Source organism: Caulobacter sp. 602-1 (genome assembly GCF_003931565.1).
GTDB lineage: Bacteria > Pseudomonadota > Alphaproteobacteria > Caulobacterales > Caulobacteraceae > Caulobacter.
This window is the reverse complement of record NZ_RRYI01000012.1, coordinates 46,006-65,286: the sequence shown is the minus strand read 5'-3', so window position 1 is coordinate 65,286 and position 19,281 is coordinate 46,006. Positions and strand designations below refer to the sequence as shown.

The window sequence follows — 19,281 nt, the reverse complement described above, 5'->3', positions numbered from 1 at the left end:
GAGCGACGCTGAGCGATCGCCCGCAAGCTTGAGCATCGGTCGTGACTGTCATTCGACCGCCGTTGACCCCTGATCGCGCTTAGGTTCAATTCGCCTGAACCAAGCGCAAATCAGTGGGAGACAACGGATGTCGACGGACGAGACGCCGCCGGAAGGCGGTCCCGACATCCAAGGTCCCCGGCAAAACACCTGGCGCGATCGCTGGGAAGGCTTTCGTCGAACCGTGTCGGAGCGCTGGCCCGCCGCGCTGAAAGGCCCGGTGGCCATCGCCGTGGCGGGGGCGCTGGTCCTCGGTTTCGGCGGCGGCTTCGCGGTCGGCAAGGGCGGCCTGTTCTTCGGCGGCGGCAAGCCGGCTGGCGCGACGGCGGTCAAGGGCGAGGCCTGGTCGCTGTTCGGCAAGCCCCGCTCGGCCAACGCGCCCCGTCGCGGGATTCCCAAGCCCGAGGGTTTCGCGGTCTGGCAGACCCGTGTCGACAGCAGCGGTTCCGATCCGCTGGCCTGCATTCGCATGAGCAAGGACCTGGACCCGTCCAAGGCCTATGCCGACTTCGTGCTGGTCTCGCCGGATCTCGGCCGCCAGCCCTCGGTGCGGGTGAAGGGCGACGAGCTGTGCCTGGGCGGGATCGGTTTCACCGATCACCGCATCACCCTGCTCAAGGGCTTGCCCGCCAAGGGCGGCGATACGCTCGGCGCCAATGCCGACGTCGACTTCACCTTCGGCGAGAAGCCTCCGTATGTGGGCTTCGCCGGCGATGGCGTGATCCTGCCGCGCGAGGAGTCGGACGGCGTCGGCATCGAGACGATCAACGTCCAGGCCCTGGCCATCGAAGTCTGGCGCGTGCCGGACCGCAATCTGGTCCGCAAGTCGATCACCGCTCCGGATCCGACCGGCGAGGGCGACTGGGCTGGCGACTATGGCGAGGACGCCGTGGGCGACGACGGCCGCCGGGTCTGGAAGGGCGTGGTGCAGGTCACCGGCGGCGCGACCGGCCAGAAGGCCACCACCGTCTTCCCGCTGGGCGCGGTGCTGAAGGAGATGAAGGCCGGCGCCTATGTCATCAAGGCGCGCGACGCCTCGGGCGGCCGCGACCCCGACGACAGCGAGAACAATCCGGCCCAGGCCCGCCGCTGGATCGTGTTCACCGACATGGCCATGCTGGCCTATGACGGCTCGGAAAGCCTGGATGTGGTGGTCCGTTCGCTGAAGAGCGCCAAGACCCTGTCGGGCGTGACCGTCAACCTGGTCGCCGCCGACGGCGAGCCTCTGGCCGAGGCCAAGAGCGACGCCGACGGCCGGGTGCGCTTCCTGCGTCCGCTGCTGAAAGGCCAGGGCGCCGAGCGCGCCAAGATGGTCATGGCCTATGGTCCGCAAGGCGACCTGGCCGTGCTGGATCTCGACCGCTCGCCCGTCGATCTGTCCAAGCAGGGCGTGGGCGGCCGCACCGAGGGCGGCGTCGACGGACGCAGCGTGGCGGCCGATATCGACGGCTACCTCTATGCCGACCGCGGTATCTATCGGCCCGGCGAGACCGTCCACCTGACAGCCATGGTCCGCGATCGGATGGCGAAGGCTGTCAGCGACCGCAAGGGCGAGATCCTCGTCAAGCGGCCGTCGGGCGTCGAGTTCAAGCGCTATCCGTTCAGCCAGGCCAATGCCGGCGCCGTGCCGGCCGACATCGTCTTGCCGCGCTCGGCCCCGCGCGGCCGCTGGACCGCCGAGCTGCATATCGAGGGCATCGAGGAGGCGACCGGCAGCCTGTCGTTCTCGGTCGAGGACTTCGCGCCGCAGCGCCTGGCGGTCACCGCCACGGGCCAGGACTCCGTCGCCCTCGGCGCCGGCGAGGCCCGCAAGGTCGATGTCTCGGCCCGCTTCCTCTACGGCGCGCCGGGCGCTGGCCTGCAGACTCAAGGCGAGGCCCGCCTACGCGCCGATACCGACCCGTTCCCGGCCTACAAGGGCTTCGAATGGGGCGACCAGGGGAAGCCGTTCGACGAGAAGTATCTGGATCTCGGCTCGACCGTCACCGACGGCGAAGGCCACGCGATCCTGTCGGTGTCCACCACCGAAGCCGGCGACACCGCCCAGCCGCTGGTGGCCTCGGTCACCGCCTCGGTCTTCGAGCCGGGCGGTCGTCCGGTCCGCGAGGGGCTGGAGCTGAAGGTCCGGCCGAAGTCGATCTATTATGGGGTCAAGGTCGACCAGGGCGAGGCCGGGAAGGGCGATCCGCCCGTCAGCCTCGACATCATCGCCGTCAACGCCGCCGGCCAGCGCATCGGGGCGACCGCCACCTACACCCTGGTGGCCGAGCGCTGGGACTATGACTGGTTCCAGCAGAACGGCCGCTGGCAGTGGCGGCGCAGCAGCCGCGACGCCATCGTCGCCAAGGCGCAGGTCAATATCGGCGCCGGTTCGCCGGCCAGGTTCACCCGCCGCCTGGGCTGGGGTGACTATCGCCTCGAGGTCGAGGGCGCGGACGGCGCCAGGACCGTCACCCGCTTCTCGGCCGGCTGGGGCGCTCCGGCGCGCGAAGGCGAGGCGCCGGACGTGGTCCGGGTGTCCGCCGGAACCCAGACCTACGCCCAGGGCGACACGGTCGAGATCACGCTCAAGCCGCCCTATGCCGGCGAGGCGCAGATCGCGGTCGCCACCGATCGCCTGATCGATCTCAAGACCGTCAGCGTCGGCGAAAAAGGGACGACCGTGCGCCTGAAGACCTCGGCCGCCTGGGGCGGCGGGGCCTATGTCATGGTCAGCGTCATCCAGCCGCGCGACCCGGTCGCCTCGCCCAAGCCGCGTCGCGCCCTGGGCCTGGTCTATGTCCCGATCGATCCCAAGAACCGCAAGCTGACGGTCGATCTTGGCACGCCGAGCAAGATCGACAGCAAGGCGCCGGTCGAGATTCCGGTGAAGGTCAGCGGCCTTGGCTTTGGCCAGAAGGCCAAGGTCACCATCGCGGCGGTGGACGAGGGCATCCTGCGCCTGACCCACCAGGACAGCCCCGATCCGGTGAAGTGGTACTTCGGCAAGCGCGCCCTGACCCTGAACTATCGCGACGACTACGGCCGCCTGCTCGACCCGAACCTGGGCGCGCCGGCCAATGTCAATTTCGGCGGCGACGAGGTCGGCGGCGAGGGCTTGACCACCACCCCGATCAAGACCGTGGCCCTGTGGTCCGGGATCGTGGAGACCGGTCTCGACGGCAAGGCGGTGATCAAGCTGCCGGCCGCCGACTTCAACGGCGAGCTGCGCATCCAGGCGGTGGCCTGGACCGACACGGCCGTCGGCTCGGCCTCCAAGCCCCTGACCGTGCGCCAGCCGGTGGTGGCCGACCTGAACCTGCCGCGCTTCCTGGCGCCGGGCGACCAGGCCTACGCCACGCTGGAGCTGCACAATGTCGAGGGCAAGCCGGGCGCCTATACGGCCGAGGCCTTCTCGACCAACGGGCTGAAGGTGGCCTTCAAGAAGGTGTTCCAGCTGATCCTGGGCCAGCGAATCGCCGAGAAGATCCCCTTCCTGGCCCCGGATGTGACCGGGATCGGCAAGATCGGCTTCAAGGTCGCCGGCCCGGGCTTCCAGACCCAGAAGGACTATCCGATCCAGACCCGCCTGGGCTGGGGCGACATCGTGCGCACCACCACCGAGATCCAGAAGCCGGGCGAGAGCTTCACGCCCTCGTATCCGCTGCTGGCGGGCCTGGCGGCGGGCGACGTGACCCTGCAGGTCAGCTACTCGCCGATCCGGGGCTTCGACCCGTCGGCGATCGCGGTGGCCTTGCAGCGCTATCCGTATGGCTGCACCGAGCAGCTGGTCTCGACGGCCTATCCGCTGCTCTACGCCCAGACCTTCTCGAACGATCCGAAGCTGAAGCGCACGCCGGCGGCCCTGGCCGGGGCCGTGGGCAAGCTGCTGGACCGCCAGACCCTGGACGGCGCCTTCGGCCTGTGGCGGGTCGGCGACGGCGAGGCCGATCCCTGGCTCGGCGCCTATGTCGTCGACTTCCTGTTGGAGGCGAAGGCGCAGGGCGTGGCCGTGCCCGACAACGCCATCGACAAGGCGGTCGGCGCCATGCGCCAGGTCAGCCGGCCCGAGGGCTTCTCGTCGGTCGCCTACCGCATGGAATATCCGGGCTGGTGGGCGAGCAACGAGGACGCCTCGAAGAAGGCGACGGAGCGCATGCGCCGCCGCGCCTCGGCCTACGCCCTCTATGTGATGGCCAAGGCCGGCAAGGGCGACCTGGCGCGCCTGCGCTGGTGGCATGACGTGCAGATGAAGGACGAGAGCCAGCCGATCGCCAAGGCCTATGTCGCCGCCGGCCTGGCTCGCATGGGCGACAACGCCCGCGCCCGCTCGGCTATGCGCCAGGCGGTGTCGAGCCTCGGCTACAGGGACGAGCAGGACTGGTACCAGACGCCGCTGCGTGACACGGCCGTGCTGACGGCGCTCGCCGCCGAGTCCGGGATGATGGATGTGGCCCGCCAGCTGCAAGGCCGGCTGGAGAACGTCAGCAAGGATCCGGACGCCCTGAACACCCAGGAACAGGCGGCGCTGCTGCACGCGGCCAACGCCCTGATCCGGGCCTCGGGTCCGATCTCGATCACCGCGACGGGCGCCACGCCCTTGCCGCCGGCCGGCGGCGCGCCGCGCTGGGCGGTGGGCAAGCTGACCGACGCCCACTTCGTCAACGCCGGCAAGGGCGCCCTGTGGCGGACGGTCAGCGTGCGCGGCACGCCGGTCTCGGCCCCGGGCGCCTCGGCCAGCGGCCTGTCGGTGTCCAAGCGCCTGCTGTCGATGGGCGGCGGGGCGATCGATCCGGCGACCATCCGCCAGGGCGACCGGATCATCGTGCTGGTCTCCGGCCGCTCGATGCAGGCCCGCTCGACCGCCCTGGTGGTCGACGACGCCCTGCCGGCCGGTTTCGAGATCGAGACCACGCTTGGCGCCGACGACGCCCAGAACGGTCCGTTCAAGTTCCTCGGCGAACTGACCGCCGCCGACGTCCAGGAAAGCCGCGACGACCGCTTCATCGCCGCGCTGGACCTGGAAGGGAACAAGGGCTTCGCCCTGGCCTATGTGGCCCGGGCCGTGACGCCGGGGAGCTTCTTCCTGCCCGGCGCCGTGGCCAAGGACATGTATCGCCCGGCGGTGAACGCGCGCTCCGAGGCCTCGCGCGCGACCATCGCGCCGGGGCCGTGATGGCGTCGAGCTATCGAGAGGCCTTCTTCCCCCTCCGGGGGAGGAGGGCCGCCAGGCCCGGAGGGGGCCAGTAGGTGCAGGAATCCGATGTTTCCGGTGGGGCGCTAACTCGCCCCCTCCGGATGCTGCGCATCCGCTTCCCCCGGAGGGGGAAGAAGGGCGATCACGTCCCCCGCCTGACCAAAATCCTCGTCGGCGTCCTCGCCGCCGAGGTCGTCCTCGCCACCCTCGGCGCCGTGTTCCCGCCGGACATGACCCGCGCCCGGCACTCCTCGCCGGTCACCCTGGACCGTCGCGGCGCGTGGCTGCGGGCCCTGCCGGTCGAGGATGGCCGCTGGCGGATCCGCGCCGACCTCTCGCGAACCGATCCCACCTTCCAGAAGCGCCTGATCCGCACCGAGGACGCGCGGTTCTGGTGGCACCTGGGCGTCGATCCGCTGTCGCTGATCCGCGCCGTCGGCTCGGCGGTGGTCCATGGCCACGCCACCTCGGGCGCCTCGACCCTGACCATGCAGACCGCGCGCCTGCTGGAGCCCCGCCCGCGCAATCTCGGCTCGAAGCTGATCGAGATGGTCCGCGCCGTGCAGCTGGAGTCGCGACTGTCCAAGCGCGAGATCCTGGCGCTGTACCTGACCCTGGCCCCCTACGGCGGCAATCTGGAAGGCGCGCGGGCGGCCAGCCTCAGCTATTTCGGCCACGAGCCGTCCAGCCTGACCGACGGCGAGCAGGCCCTGCTGATCGCCCTGCCGCAGTCGCCGGAGGCGCGCCGTCCCGACCGTCGTCCCGACGCCGCCAAGGCCGCCCGGCGCGGGGTGTTGGACAAGATGGTCCGTGCCGGGACGATCACCGAGGCCGCCGCCTTCGAGGCCGAGAACGAGCCCCTGCCGCGGCGGGCGCCGTTCCCGACCCTGGCCTGGCACGCGGCGGGCGAGTTGGCCCGCGATGCTCCGCAAGGCCAGGCCAGCGTGGTCTCGACCCTCGACGCCGACCTGCAGTCGCGGCTGGAGCCCATGGCCGCCGCCGTGGCGGGCGCTCAGGGCCCCGACGCCACCGCCGCCATCCTGGTGGTCGAGATCAAGAACCGCGCTGTCCGCGCCTCGGTCGGCTCGGCGGGCCGCGACCGGGCCGGAGGCTGGGTCGACATGACACGGGCGCTGCGTTCGCCCGGCTCGGCCCTGAAGCCGTTCATCTACGCCATGGCCATGGACGACGGCCTGGTCGCGCCCGACACCCAGCTGCAGGACAACGCCACCCGCTTCGCCGACTACCAGCCCGAGAACTTCGACCGGGTGTTCCACGACAAGGTGACGGTGCGCGAGGCCCTGGCTCACTCGCTGAACGTGCCGGCCGTCGCCACCCTGGAGAAGCTGGGTCCCGAGGCTTTCGCCGGCCGCATCGAGGCCGCCGGCGCGCATCTGGCGCGACCCAAGGCGCAGCTGAAGGAAGCAGGCCTGGCCCTGGCGCTCGGCGGAGAAGGGATCACCTGGCGCGACCTCGTCATGCTGTACGCCGCGTTGGGCGACGGCGGCATCGCCAAGCCGCTGGCCTGGACCGAGGACGAGGCCAAGGCTCGCGAGCGCTCCGGCGGGACGCGTCTGGTCCGGCCCGAGGCGGCCCGGCAGGTGCTCGATATTCTCCGCGAAGCCCCGGCGCCGAGGGGCCGCGCGCCCTCGGCCCTGACCCGCGGCGGACCGTCGATGGCGTTCAAGACCGGCACCTCGTACGGCTTCCGCGACGCCGTGGCGGCCGGGGTGGTCGGCGGCTATGCGATCCTGGTCTGGACGGGTCGGGCCGACGGCGGCGCGCGTGGCGGGTTGACGGGACGCGACGCCGCCCTGCCGCTGCTGTTCGACGTCGCCGACGCCATCGGAACCCAGTCCTCGGCGCCGCGCCCGATCGCGCCGAAGTCCGCCCCGCTCGCCTTGCGGACGTTGCGCGCCGCCGCCGAGGGGCCGCGCCTGATCTTCCCGCCCGACGGCGCCTCGGTGCAGGTCGACGCCCTGGGCGCCCGGGGGCGGGGCCTGGTGCTGGCCGCCGAGGGTGAGGGCCTGAGCTGGTACGTGGAAGGCCGGCCGCTGGGCCTGGATCCGGTCAGCGGCCGCGCGATCTGGAGGCCGGCCGCGCCGGGCTTCTACAAGCTGTCGGTGGTCGACGCGCAAGGCCGCAAGGCCCAGGCGCGGGTGCGGATCAGGGGCGGTTAGAGTCCGCCATCATCCGCTCGTAGTCCGCCAGGCTGCTGATGCCGATGTTGAGATCGTTCACCAGGCCGTCGTGCAACGAATAGACCCAGCCGTGCACCGACAGGTCCTGGCCGCGCGCCCAGGCGTCCTGGACGAAGACGTCGGCGGCCACGTTGCGCACCTGCCGGGCGACGTTCAGCTCGGTCAGGCGGTCGAGCATGGCGCGCTGCTCGGGGATTGCTTCCAGTTCGTGCTTGTGCTCGGCGTGGATCTCGCGGATCGGGTGCAGCCAGTGGTCGACCAGGCCCCGGCGCTGGCCGTCGATGGCGGCCGCCACGCCGCCGCAGCCGTAGTGGCCGACGACCATGACGTGCTTGACCTTCAGCACCTCGACCGCGAACTGCAGCACGGACAGATAGTTGGCGTCCTGCGGCGGGGCCAGGTTGGCGACGTTGCGGTGGACGAACAGCTCGCCCGGATCCAGGCCGACGATCTCGTTGGCGGGCACGCGGCTGTCGCTGCAGCCGATCCAGAGATATTCCGGGCTCTGCTGACCTTCCAGGCGCTTGAAGAAGTCCGGATCGACCTGGGTCTTGCGTTCCGACCAGGCGGCGTTGTTGGCTTTCAGGTCCTCAAGCATCTAGCGCTCCGGTTGGTGGTCGGGGTGGGCGGCTTCGATGGCCGGGTGCTTGGCCGCGCGGGCGGCGGCGTTGGTGATCGCCGGGAACGGCGACAGGTCGACGTTGAAGCGGCCGGCGTTGAACACCTGCGGCACCAGCAGGCAGTCGACGAGGCCCGGCGCGTCGCCATAGGCGAAGCCGCCCGAATGCGCGGCGACCATCGGCTCCAGGGCCCGGAAGCCGTCGCTGATCCAGCGGGCGACCCAGGCGTTGCGGTCGGTCTCGCCGATCTCCAGGGCCGTCAGCTGGCGCAGGACGCGCAGATTGTTCAGCGGGTGGATGTCGCAGGCGATGATCTCAGCCATGCCGCGGACGATGGCCCGCTCATAGGCCGTGTGGGGCAGCAGGGCGGGCTCTGGCGAGACCTCGTCCAGCCACTCCAGGATGGCCAGGCTCTGGGTCAGCGGCCGGCCATCGACCTCGAGCGTGGGCACCAGGGCCTGGGCGTTGAGCGCGCGATAGCTGGCCTCGTGATGGCCGTTGGCCACCAGGTCGACGGGGCGCAGCTCGTAGGGAAGGCCCTTGAGGTTAAGGCCGATGCGCACCCGATAGGGCGCGCTGGCGCGCTTGGCGCTGTGCAGGACCAGCTTCATCGAAGCGTTCTCCTAGACGAGCGTGAACTCAAGACGTCCGACGCCTTCGACCTCGCCGACGACCTTGTCGCCGCGGACGATGGCGCCGACGCCTTCGGGGGTGCCGGTGAAGATCAGGTCGCCGGCGGCCAGGGTCCACAGTTCGCTGGCCTTGGCGATCACCTCGCCGACGTTCCAGATCATGTCGCCCACCTCGCCGCGCTGGCGTTCCTGTCCGTTGACCGACAGGGTGACGGCGGCCTCGGGCGGCGGGGCGTCCATCACGCGGATGGCGGTGATCGGCGCGCTTTCGTCGAAGGCCTTGCCGGCCTCCCAGGGTTGGCCCTTGGCCTTGGCCGCGCCCTGCAGGTCGCGGCGGGTCAGGTCGACGCCGACCGCGTAGCCGAACACCGTCTCGAGCGCCTGCTCGACCGAAAGGTTGGCGCCGCCGCTCTTGAGGGCCACGACCAGTTCGATCTCGTGATGCAGATCGCCGGTCGCCGGCGGATAGGCGATCTGGCCCTTCAGCGGGGCCACCGCGTCGGCGGGCTTGCTGAAGAAGAACGGCGGATCGCGGCTGTCAGCGCCCATCTCGCGGGCATGGGCGGCGTAGTTGCGCCCCACGCAGAGAATCCGGCGAACGGGGAAGGCCGCGTCCGATCCCTCCACCGGAACCGTCGGAATGGCGTGCGGGGGAAAGGCGTAGGTCGTCATGGCGCCTCGTTTAGACCTAAAAGCCGCTGCCCAAAACCCCTGTGCGGCTCAAACGACGCCGATGAGCGCCAACAGCCGCAAAGTGGCCGCTGTTCAGAAATCCCGCGGTTGAACCCATGGCCTAAACGTTCTTTCACTTGCCCCAATCGTCGCCGTCGAGTCATGTCGGCGATGGGGTATTGGGCGCGTTTTTTTTCTGGGGGCTGTTCATGCTGATCATCGAGAACCTGACCCATGTCTATGGCAACGGCACGCGGGCCCTGGACGAGGTCAGCCTGACGATCCCGCGCGGCATGTACGGTCTGCTGGGGCCGAACGGCGCCGGCAAGTCCACCCTGATGCGCACCATCGCCACCCTGCAGGCCCCGACCTCGGGCCATATCCGCTTCGGCGACATCGACGTGCTGAAGACGCCCGAGGAACTGCGCAAGACGCTGGGCTACCTGCCGCAGGACTTCGGCGTCTATCCGCGGGTCTCGGCCTACGACATGCTCGACCACATGGCCGTGCTGAAGGGCATTTCCGGCGCCAAGGCGCGCAAGGAGACGGTCGAGAACCTGCTGAACCAGGTCAATCTGTGGAATGTCCGCAAGAAGGCCATCGCCGGCTTCTCGGGCGGCATGCGCCAGCGCTTCGGCATCGCCCAGGCCCTGATCGGCGATCCGCGCCTGATCATCGTCGACGAGCCCACGGCGGGCCTCGACCCCGAGGAGCGCAACCGCTTCCTGAACCTGCTGGCCGAGATCGGCGAGAACGTGGTGGTGATCCTGTCGACCCACATCGTCGAGGATGTCAGCGACCTCTGTCCGGCCATGGCCATCATCTGCGACGGCCGCATCGTGCGCGAAGGCGCGCCGATGGATCTGGTCGGCCAGCTGAAGGGCCGGATCTGGAAGAAGATCATCGACAAGGCCGAGCTGGAGGCCGCCAAGGCCCAGTACAAGGTCATCTCCACGCGCCTGCTGGCCGGCCGCACGGTCATCCACATCCTGTCGGACGACAACCCGGGGAACGGCTTCACGCCGGTCGAGGGCGGGCTGGAGGATGTCTACTTCTCCACCCTCTCGACCACCCGGCGGGCGGCCTGACGGGGAGCGGCGGCATGTTTCGCAAGATCGCGGGCTTCGAGCTCCGCTACCAGCTGAAGTCGCCCGTCTTCTGGGTGGTGGCGACCATCTTCTTCCTGCTGACCTTCGGGGCGGCGACGATCGACCAGATCCGTATCGGCGGCGGCGGCAACATCCACAAGAACGCGCCGTTCGCGATCGCCCAGACCCACCTGATCCTGTCGATCTTCTACATGTTCGTGACCACGGCCTTCGTGGCCAACGTGGTGGTGCGCGACGACGAGACGGGCTTCGGGCCGATCCTGCGGTCCACGCGGATCCGCAAGTTCGACTATCTCTATGGCCGGTTCACCGGCGCCTTCCTGGCCGCCGCGATCTCGTTCCTGGCCGTGCCGCTGGCGATCTTCATCGGCTCGTTCATGCCGTGGATCGATCCCGAGCGCCTGGGTCCGAATGACCTGCACGCCTACCTGTTTTCCTATTTCGCCCTGGCCCTGCCATCGATCCTGCTGACCTCGGCGCTGTTCTTCGCCCTGGCCACGATCACCCGCTCGATGATGTGGACCTATGTCGGCGTGGTCGCCTTCATGGTGCTGTGGATCATCGCCAACATCGCGCTGGACAAGCCCGAGTTCGAGAAGATCGCCGCCTACTGGGAGCCGCTCGGCACCGCCGCCTACGGCCTGACGACCAAGTACTGGACGGCCAGCGAACGCAATACGCTCGTCCCGCCGCTGTCCGGAGGGCTGCTGTTCAATCGCCTGTTCGCAGTGGCGCTGTCGGCCGGCTTCCTGACTCTGGCCTACAGCCTGTTCCGGTTCCAGTCGGCCGACCTCTCGGGGCAGCGCAAGGTCAAGAAGGGCAAGATCGACGACAACGCCGCGCCGGCGCCGTCGGGCGGCCCGCTGCCGCGACCGGTGTTCGACCGCGCCACGGCCTGGGCCCAGCTAGTGGTCCGCACGCGCCTCGACATGGGCCAGGTGTTCAAGAGCCCGGCCTATTTCGTGCTGCTGTTCCTGGGCCTGGCCAACGCCATGGGCGCCCTATGGTTCGCCACCGACGCCGGCCGCTATGGCGGCGTGATCTATCCGGTCACCCGCGTGCTGCTGTCGCCGCTGCTGGGCTCGTTCGGCCTGATCCCAATGATCATCGCCATCTACTATTCGGGCGAACTGGTCTGGCGCGAGCGCGAGCGCAAGACGCACGAGATCATCGACGCCACCCCCGTGCCCGACTGGGCCTTCGTGGCGCCCAAGACCCTGGCGATCTCGCTCGTCCTGATCTCGACCCTGCTGGTCAGCGTTTTCGCCGCCATCCTCAGCCAGGTCTTCCACGGCTATTTCAAGCTGGAGCTCGACAAGTACCTGGTCTGGTACGTGCTGCCGCAGGCGGTGGACTGGATCCTGCTGGCGGTGCTGGCGGTGTTCCTGCAGGCGATCAGCCCGCACAAGTTCATCGGCTGGGGCCTGATGGTGATCTACCTGGTCACCACCATCACCTTCGTGAACCTGGGCTTCGAGTCCAAGCTCTACAACTACGGTTCGACCACCGAGACGCCGTTCTCGGACATGAACGGCCTGGGCAAGTTCTGGATCGGCGCCTGGTGGCTGCGCGCCTACTGGACGGCCTTCGCGGTGGTGCTGCTGGTGCTGGCCTACGGTCTGTGGCGGCGCGGAACCGAAAGCCGCCTCCTGCCGCGCCTGCGCCGACTGCCCGTTCGCCTGAACGGCGGGGCCGGCCTGCTGCTGGTCGCCGCCCTGGTCGCCTTCGTGGGCATCGGCGGGTTCATCTACGTCAACACCAATGTCTGGAACGACTACCGGACCAAGATCGACAACGAGAAGTGGCAGGCCGACTACGAAAAGACCCTGCTGCCGTTCGAGAACACGCCGCAGCCCAAGATCGTCGCCATGACCCTCGACGTCGATCTGAAGCCGCATGAGCCCAGCCTCGAGACCAAGGGCTCCTACGTCATCGAGAACAAGACGGGCGCGCCGCTGAAGGAAATCCACGTCCGCTTCGACCGCGACCTGCGGGTCAAGGGCCTGTCGATCGAGGGCGCGCGACCCAAGAAGACCTTCGAGCGCTTCAACTACCGCATCTTCGCCTTCGACACCCCGATGCAGCCGGGCGAGCGGCGCAAGATGAGCTTCATCACCCTGCGTTCGCAGCGCGGCTTCCCCAACAGCGACCAGGAAAGCCGGGTGGTCGACAACGGGACCTTCGTCAACAACCTGGAGATCGCGCCGATCCTGGGCATGGCCCGCGACGGCCTGCTGCAGGACCGCGCCAAGCGCCGCAAGTACGGCCTGCCCCCCGAGCGCCGCATGGCCAAGCTGGGCGACGTTCCGTCCCGCCAGTTCAACGGCCTGCGCAAGGACGCCGACTTCATCACCTCGGACATCACCGTCGCCACCGAGGCCGACCAGACCCCGATCGCGCCGGGCTACAAGGTCTCGGACACGGTCAAGAACGGCCGCCGCATCGCCCGCTTCGTCACCGAGGCGCCGATCATGCCGTTCGTCTCCATCCAGTCGGCCCGCTACCAGGTCGCCGAGGAGAGCTACAGGGGCGTGAAGCTGGCGGTCTATTACGACGCCCAGCACCCCTGGAACATCGAGCGCATGAAGACCGCGATGAAGCGGTCGCTGGACTATATGGGGACCAACTTCAGCCCGTATCAGTTCCGGCAATTGCGCTTCCAGGAGTTCCCAGATTACGCCCAGTTCGCCCAGTCGTTCGCCAACACCATTCCGTGGTCGGAGGGAATGTTCTTCATCTCCGACTATCGCGACCCGACCAAGATCGACATGGTCACCTATGTCGGGGCCCACGAGATCGGCCACCAGTGGTGGGCCCACCAGGTGATCGGCGCCGACCAGCAGGGCGGGGCGATGCTGTCGGAGACCTTCGCCCAGTACTCGGCCCTGATGGTGATGAAGCACACCTATGGCGAGGCTCAGATCCGCAAGTTCCTGAAGTTCGAGCTGGACAGCTATCTGCGCGCGCGCGGCGGCGACGTGATCGACGAGCAACCGCTCTACAAGGTCGAGAACCAGCCCTACGTCTATTATCGCAAGGGCTCGCTGGTCATGTACCGGCTGCAGAGCGAGATCGGCGAGGAGACGGTCAACCGCGCCCTGCGCAAGCTGATCGCCGACCACGCCTTCAAGGGCGCGCCCTATCCGATCACCACCGACTTCCTGACCGCCCTGCGGGCCGAGGCTCCGGCCGACAAGCAGGCCCTGATCACCGATCTGTTCGAGAAGATCACGCTCTACGACCTGAAGACCAAGAGCGCGTCGGTCAAGAAGCGGGCGGACGGCAGGTTCGACGTGACGATCACGGTCGACGCCCAGAAGAAGTACGCCGACGGCAAGGGCAAGGAGACCAACGCCGCCCTGAACGAGGCCATGGACATCGGTCTCTTCACCGCCAAGCCGGGCGACAAGGGCTTCGACGCCAGGAACGTGGTGCTCTACGAGCGCCGGCCGATCCGCTCGGGCGTGCAGACCTTCACCTTCACAACCGCCAAGGCGCCGACGTTCGCGGGGATCGATCCGTACAACACGGTGATCGACCGCAACGGCGACGACAACACGATCAAGGTCGGCGGGTGAGCGAACCGCTGATCCGGATGGACTCGGCGGCGCTGAACGCGTTCCTGCGCTCGGCCTTTCCGGAGGCCGACGCCGAGCACATGCCCTCCGTCGTGGAGGTCGAGGCCGGACGTGTCCTGTTGAAACTGCCGTACCTGACCCGGCAGCTGCGGCCGGGCGGGGTGATCTCGGGACCGACCCTGATGACGCTGGCGGACACGGCGGCCTATGCCCTGGTCCTGGCGCACATCGGCGAGGTGGCCATGGCGGTGACCACCTCGCTCAACATTCATTTCCTGAGAGGCTGCCAACCCGGCGATCTGTACGCCGAGGGGACCCTTCTCAAGCTCGGCCGCCGCATCGCGACGGCCGATGTCCTGATGTGGACGGAAGGGCGCGAGCGAGCCGCCGCCAAGGCGACGGTCGCCTACGCCATCCCCTAGGTCAGCCGCGCTTAGTGCTTGGCGTTGTCCTTGGCGACGTCTTCGCCGGTGTCGAAGCCCTTCTTCAGGCCCTCGGCCATGTTCAGGTGCTCCTGGACCTTCGGCGCCGTGGCGGCGGCGAAAGCCTTGATGGCGGGAGTGTCGCCGTCCTGGGCGTAGCGTTGCAGCAGGTTCAGCGCCGCCTGGTGAGCGTCGACCATGTCGTCGGCGTACTTCTTGTCGAAGTCCTTGGCGTCGGCCTTGTTCAGGTCGTCCAGGTCGTCCTGAGCGTCCTTCGACAGGGTCGTCGGCAGGGTGATGGCCGCGCCCGAGGCGGCGATGGCCGACTTCAGCTCGGCGGTGCTGGCCATGTGGGCCTTCTCCATCGCGGCGGCGAACTTCTTCACCGAAGGATTGGTCGAGCGCGTGGCGGCCAGCTTGGCGGCGGCGACTTCGAACATGTCGCTGTCCGCGGCCTTCATGGCGAAGACGTCGGCCTTGGTCTCGTCCGCCGGGGTCGGGACCGTGGCGGCGGGGTTGGCGTCCGGGGTCGCGGCCTGTTCGGCCGGGGTGGCGGCGCCCTTGGTCTCTTCGGCCTTCTGGCCGCAGGCGGCCAGGCTGAGGGCGGCGATGGCGGCGGCGCCGAACATGATATGACGGTTCATGGCTCTGTCTTTCCCTGTGCGTTTTTCTTAGAGGTTCGTGGACAGGCGACGCGTGCGGCGCCGTGTGGACAACAAAACCTCACGGGGCCGTGAACGGTTCCGGCGAGGGTGGGGGAGAATGGCATGACGCAGGGTCCGCTGGCCGGATTGCGGGTGATCGAGATGGGCTCGCTGATCGCCGGGCCGTTCTGCGGCCAGGTGCTGGGCGACTTCGGCGCCGAGGTCATCAAGCTGGAGGATCCCAAGGTTGGCGACCCCATGCGCCAGTGGGGGCGCTCCAAGCCCCAGGGCCTGTCGCCCTGGTGGCCGGTGATCGGCCGCAACAAGAAATCCGTCACCGTCGATCTGCGTACGGACGAAGGCCGGGACATCGCCCGCGCGCTGATCGCCAAGGCCGACGTGGTGGTCGAGAACTTCCGACCCGGCACGCTGGAAAAGTGGGGCATGGGCTATGAGGCGTTGGCCGAGACCAATCCGGGCCTGGTCATGGCGCGGGTGTCGGGCTTTGGCCAGACGGGGCCCTACGCCAGTCGCGCGGGCTACGCCCTGGTCGGCGAGGCCATGGGCGGGCTGCGCCACATCACCGGCGAGCCCGACCGGCCGCCGGCCCGGGCCGGCATCTCGATCGGCGACAGCCTGTCGGGCCTGAACGCCGCGCTCGGCGTGATGATGGCCCTGCACGCCCGCCAAAGCACCGGCAAGGGCCAGGTTGTCGACGTGGCGATCTATGAGAGCGTGCTGACGGTGATGGAGAACCTGATCACCGAATACGACCTGACCGGCTATGTCCGCGAGCGCTCGGGGGCGGTGCTGCCCGGCATCGCGCCGTCGAACGTCTATCCGACCAAGAGCGGCGAGCTGGTTCTGATCGGCGCCAACCAGGACACCCTGTTCAAGCGGCTCTGCGACCTGATGGGCCGGCCGGATCTGGCCGACGACGTCCGCTACCGAGATCATGCCGCGCGCGGCGCGCACCAAGCTGAACTCGACGCCCGCATCGCCGCCTGGACCGCCGACCAGGAGATCGACGACCTGCTGCCCAAGCTGGAGGCCGCCGGCCTGGCCACCGGCCGGATCTACCGCGCGCCCGACATGATCGCCGATCCGCAGTTCGCGGCGCGGGAGTCCATTGTCACCACGCCGCACCCGGTGTTCGGCCGGATCAAGATGCAGAACGCCTTCCCGAAGCTGACGGAGACGCCGGGCGGGGTGCGCTGGACCGGGCCGACGCTGGGCGAGCATACGGAGGCGGTGTTGACGCAGGTGGCCGGAATGAGCGCTGAGGCGGTGCAGGGGTTGCGGAAGCGGGGCGTGATCTAGACCCTAAGCCCGCCCCGTGACCCCCGCCACGGCCCGCGCGATCTGGTGCACGTTGTAGGGCTTGCGCACGATCGGGGCGTCGAACCCCATGGGCGCGGCCTTGTCGGCATAGCCCGTGGCGAAGACGAACGGTCGGCCCATGGTGCGCAGGATCTCGGCCACCGGCGCCACCGACTGGCCGTTGAGGTCGGCGTCCAGCACCGCGACGTCGAAGTCCATCTCGACCATCGACAGCGCTTCGCTGAGCTCGGCCGCGCAACCGACCACCACGACGCCGGCGTCCTCCAGGCCCGCTTCCAGCTCCAGGGCCAGCAGCAGCGAGTCCTCGACGATCAGCACCTTGAGGCCGGCGATGGCGCCCGGGCGGACGGTCTCGTCGGCGGCGACCACGGTCTCGACGATACGCTCGGGAGCGACTTCGGCCGGCTCGATCGGCGGCGCGTCGGCCAGGGCCTCGGCCGCGCCCTGGATCATGGCGGTGACGCCGCTGGAGCGGTAGTTGATCTTGGCCGAACCGCCCAGTTCGCGGCCGGCGACGTCCTCGATCAGGGTGGCGCCGAAGCCCTTGGCGACCGGCGCGGTGGCTGGCGGGCCGCCGGTCTCCAGCCATTCGAGGGCGAAGCCGCCCTCCGGCGTGCGCCGCCAGACGACCTCGACCTTGCCGTTCTCGGTCGATAGCGAGCCGTAGCGCATCGCATTGACCGCCAGTTCGTGCAACGCCAGCGACAGCGCCGAGGCCGCGCGCGGCGTGAGGAACAGTTCCGGCCCGTCCCAACGGGTCTGGGTGGGCGCCAGGCCGCCAAGTTCGGCGGCGGCGATCCGCGCCAGGGTCGCCCCGCGCCAGCGAGCGGCGGTCAGGAGGTCGTGGGCCGAGCTCATCGACTTCAGCCGCGCGGCGAAGGTCTTGAGGAACACGTCCAGCGAGGCCGACTTGCGCGCCGACTGGGCCGCCACCGACTGGACGACGGCCAGCAGGTTCTTGATGCGGTGGTCCAGTTCGGCGACGAGGTTCTCGCGCTGGTCCTCTTCGGCCCTGCGCTCGGTGATGTCCTGGACGACGCCGATCAGATAGGCCGGCTCGCCATGGGCGTCGCGCACGATGACGCCCGAGCCGTGGTTCCAGATTTCGCGGCCGTCGGGGCCGTTGGGCCGGCGGTATTCGGCCTCGTAGCGATCGCTTTCCGCCAGCTGCTCGTTGATCGATTCCCTCAGCCAGTCCCGATCGTCGGGATGCAGGTATCGATAGAGGGCCTCGCCGTCCTCGGCCGGAATCTCGCCGGGCTCGATGTCCGAGATCTTGGCCAGGCGGGGGCTGATCTTGAAGACGTCGCGTTTGATGTCCCATTCGAACTCGCCGAGGCTGGCGGCCGAGATGGCCAGGTCCAGGCGTTCGCTTTCGAGGCTGCGGGCCAGGCATGGCTGGTCGGCCAGGCCTTCCGCGGCCAGGTCGGCCAGGTCTTCCAGCGCCCGCAGATCCTCGTCGGAGGCGGGGCCGCTCGCGCCCGGGCCTTCCACCACCAGGGCGCCCAGCACATGACCCTGCTTGTCGCGGATCGGCGCGCCGAGGGCGACGGGGCCGTTGGCGGTCACGATCTGGTCGGCCAGATCGCCGGCGCGGGGGCCTTCGGGACCGGGATAACCGACAAAGGCCTTGCGCCAGACCCTGTCCTCGTCGACCAGGACGACGGCGGCCTTGGGCGCGTCGAACAGGCGGGCGGCCAGACGCGCGAGGCGCAGGAAGCGAGGCTCGTTGACCGCGCCGTCCAGGATGTTCAAGGCCTTCAAGGCGTTGAGCCGGGCGGCTTCCTGGCGCTCGTCGCTGACGATGGGGGCGTCCTCCATGATTCGACCTTAGACCCGCTTCGCGTCTAGCGCGAGCGCCTTTGGACGCTTCTTTTTCGGGCCTCTTACGCGCTCAACCGGGGATTCCACGGTGGTGAAGCTTGGGCCCTTGCGCTAACGTGGAACTCCGACGTCGAGCAGACGTTGACGAGGCGCAGCTTCAGCGCCCCAGGTCGGTCGCGTCGCGAACAGGAGATGATCATGCCCGCCAGTCCCGCCGCCGCCAAGGAAGCCGAAAAGGCCAAGTCGGCCACCCTCGAGGCTGTTGAACACGCCGAGCGGAGCTTCGCCCACGCCGCCGACGCCGCCCGTGTCTCGCTGACCGAAGCCGCCAAGCGCGTCGAGAAATCCGTCGCGGAAGGCTTCGAAACCCTGCGCGCGCAGAGCCGCACCTATACCGACACCGCCGGCCAGCAGATCGAGGACGCCCAGCGCTACGTCTCCGAGCGCGTGCGTGAGCGTCCGATCACCGCCACCCTCGCCGGTCTCGGCGTCGGCGTGCTGATCGGCCTGCTGCTCTCCGGCGGCCGCAGCAACAACCGGTGATCTTCGAAAAGACTCTGATGACGCTGGCCGCGGCCGCGGCGATCGCCGCCGCCGCCGCGGTGGCCGTCGTATCCGCCGCCTTCGCGATCTACGCCGTGCTGGTTCCGCTCGTCACGGCGGCCGGCGCCGCCGCGATCGTCTCGGCCGTCGCGGCCCTGATCGTCGCCGTCGCCGGCATGATCGCCGCCCGCAAGGTCGAAGGTCGTCATCACAACAGCCAGCAGGCCCCGCAACAGGGCTTCGACATGACCAGCAAGGTCGTCGAGATCGTGCGCGACAGGCCGCTGATGTCGATCGGCATCGGTCTGGCCGCGGGAATCTTCGCCCTGAAGAACCCTGGCCTGACCGCTTCGCTGGCCAAGGCCTTCCTGGACCCGAAGCCGCCGCAGCGCTGATCACGTCAATCTTGTTCAAGACCGACGCCACCGGATCCGTTCGGTGGCGTTTGTCTTGGAGCGTTGTTCTTCGGATTTCCCGGAA

12 protein-coding genes and 1 pseudogene are annotated in these 19,281 nt (G+C 69.0%); 8 read left to right on the top strand and 5 right to left on the bottom strand.

All coding sequences use genetic code 11. The annotated features are described in order from the left end of the window. Positions 1–127: 127 nt before the first annotated feature. Both EIK80_RS24225 and pbpC read left to right on the top strand, forming a co-directional pair. A complete protein-coding gene (locus EIK80_RS24225) occupies positions 128–5,194 on the top strand; it encodes an alpha-2-macroglobulin (RefSeq protein WP_125159575.1) in 5,067 nt (1,688 codons plus the stop codon). 87 nt (positions 5,195–5,281) lie between these two features. Beyond that, positions 5,282–7,395: pseudogene (gene pbpC, locus EIK80_RS24220) on the top strand (penicillin-binding protein 1C). Here pbpC and EIK80_RS24215 read toward each other — a convergent pair. From EIK80_RS24215 to EIK80_RS24205, 3 genes are read right to left on the bottom strand one after another with little or no spacing between them, the layout of a single operon-like run. Continuing rightward, positions 7,382–8,014, bottom strand: a complete 633-nt coding sequence (locus tag EIK80_RS24215) for a carbonic anhydrase (protein WP_125159573.1) — start codon at positions 8,012–8,014, stop codon at positions 7,382–7,384. The pseudogene pbpC and the gene EIK80_RS24215 sit on opposite strands and share 14 nt — an antisense overlap. Then, positions 8,015–8,647, bottom strand: coding sequence for a maleylacetoacetate isomerase (gene maiA / locus EIK80_RS24210; protein ID WP_125159572.1), 633 nt, complete (start codon positions 8,645–8,647; stop codon positions 8,015–8,017). Between the two features lie 12 nt (positions 8,648–8,659). After that, positions 8,660–9,340 (bottom strand): fumarylacetoacetate hydrolase family protein, encoded by a 681-nt coding sequence (locus EIK80_RS24205; RefSeq protein WP_125159571.1) that lies wholly within the window; start codon positions 9,338–9,340, stop codon positions 8,660–8,662. 209 nt (positions 9,341–9,549) lie between these two features. Between EIK80_RS24205 and EIK80_RS24200 the strand changes: the two genes are divergently transcribed. The 3 genes from EIK80_RS24200 to EIK80_RS24190 are packed head-to-tail and all read left to right on the top strand — an operon-like array spanning position 9,550 to position 14,449. Then, positions 9,550–10,428, top strand: coding sequence for an ABC transporter ATP-binding protein (locus tag EIK80_RS24200; protein ID WP_125159570.1), 879 nt, complete (start codon positions 9,550–9,552; stop codon positions 10,426–10,428). Between the two features lie 14 nt (positions 10,429–10,442). Next, positions 10,443–14,027 carry a M1 family metallopeptidase gene (locus tag EIK80_RS24195; protein ID WP_125159569.1) on the top strand — a complete coding sequence of 1,195 codons (3,585 nt, stop codon included), beginning with the start codon at positions 10,443–10,445 and terminating at the stop codon, positions 14,025–14,027. Positions 14,028–14,044: 17 nt separating this feature from the next. Then, on the top strand, positions 14,045–14,449 hold the full coding sequence (locus EIK80_RS24190) for a PaaI family thioesterase (RefSeq protein ID WP_370450259.1): 405 nt from the start codon (positions 14,045–14,047) through the stop codon (positions 14,447–14,449). A gap of 11 nt (positions 14,450–14,460) precedes the next feature. Here the strand turns inward: EIK80_RS24190 and EIK80_RS24185 are convergent, their stop codons facing one another. Continuing rightward, positions 14,461–15,093 (bottom strand): DUF4142 domain-containing protein, encoded by a 633-nt coding sequence (locus EIK80_RS24185; RefSeq protein WP_125159567.1) that lies wholly within the window; start codon positions 15,091–15,093, stop codon positions 14,461–14,463. 123 nt (positions 15,094–15,216) lie between these two features. On the opposite strand from EIK80_RS24185, the gene EIK80_RS24180 reads away from it, so the two are divergent. Then, entirely contained in the window at positions 15,217–16,413 is a 1,197-nt protein-coding gene (locus EIK80_RS24180) for a CaiB/BaiF CoA-transferase family protein (RefSeq protein ID WP_125159566.1), read from the top strand. A 3-nt stretch (positions 16,414–16,416) separates the two neighbouring features. Here the strand turns inward: EIK80_RS24180 and EIK80_RS24175 are convergent, their stop codons facing one another. Next, positions 16,417–18,255, bottom strand: coding sequence for an HWE histidine kinase domain-containing protein (locus EIK80_RS24175; protein WP_125159565.1), 1,839 nt, complete (start codon positions 18,253–18,255; stop codon positions 16,417–16,419). A gap of 201 nt (positions 18,256–18,456) precedes the next feature. On the opposite strand from EIK80_RS24175, the gene EIK80_RS24170 reads away from it, so the two are divergent. Both EIK80_RS24170 and EIK80_RS24165 read left to right on the top strand, forming a co-directional pair. Next, entirely contained in the window at positions 18,457–18,801 is a 345-nt protein-coding gene (locus EIK80_RS24170; protein WP_125159564.1) for a hypothetical protein, read from the top strand. After that, a complete protein-coding gene (locus EIK80_RS24165) occupies positions 18,798–19,196 on the top strand; it encodes a hypothetical protein (protein WP_125159563.1) in 399 nt (132 codons plus the stop codon). The genes EIK80_RS24170 and EIK80_RS24165 overlap by 4 nt, the downstream gene beginning before the upstream one ends. Positions 19,197–19,281: the final 85 nt, after the last annotated feature.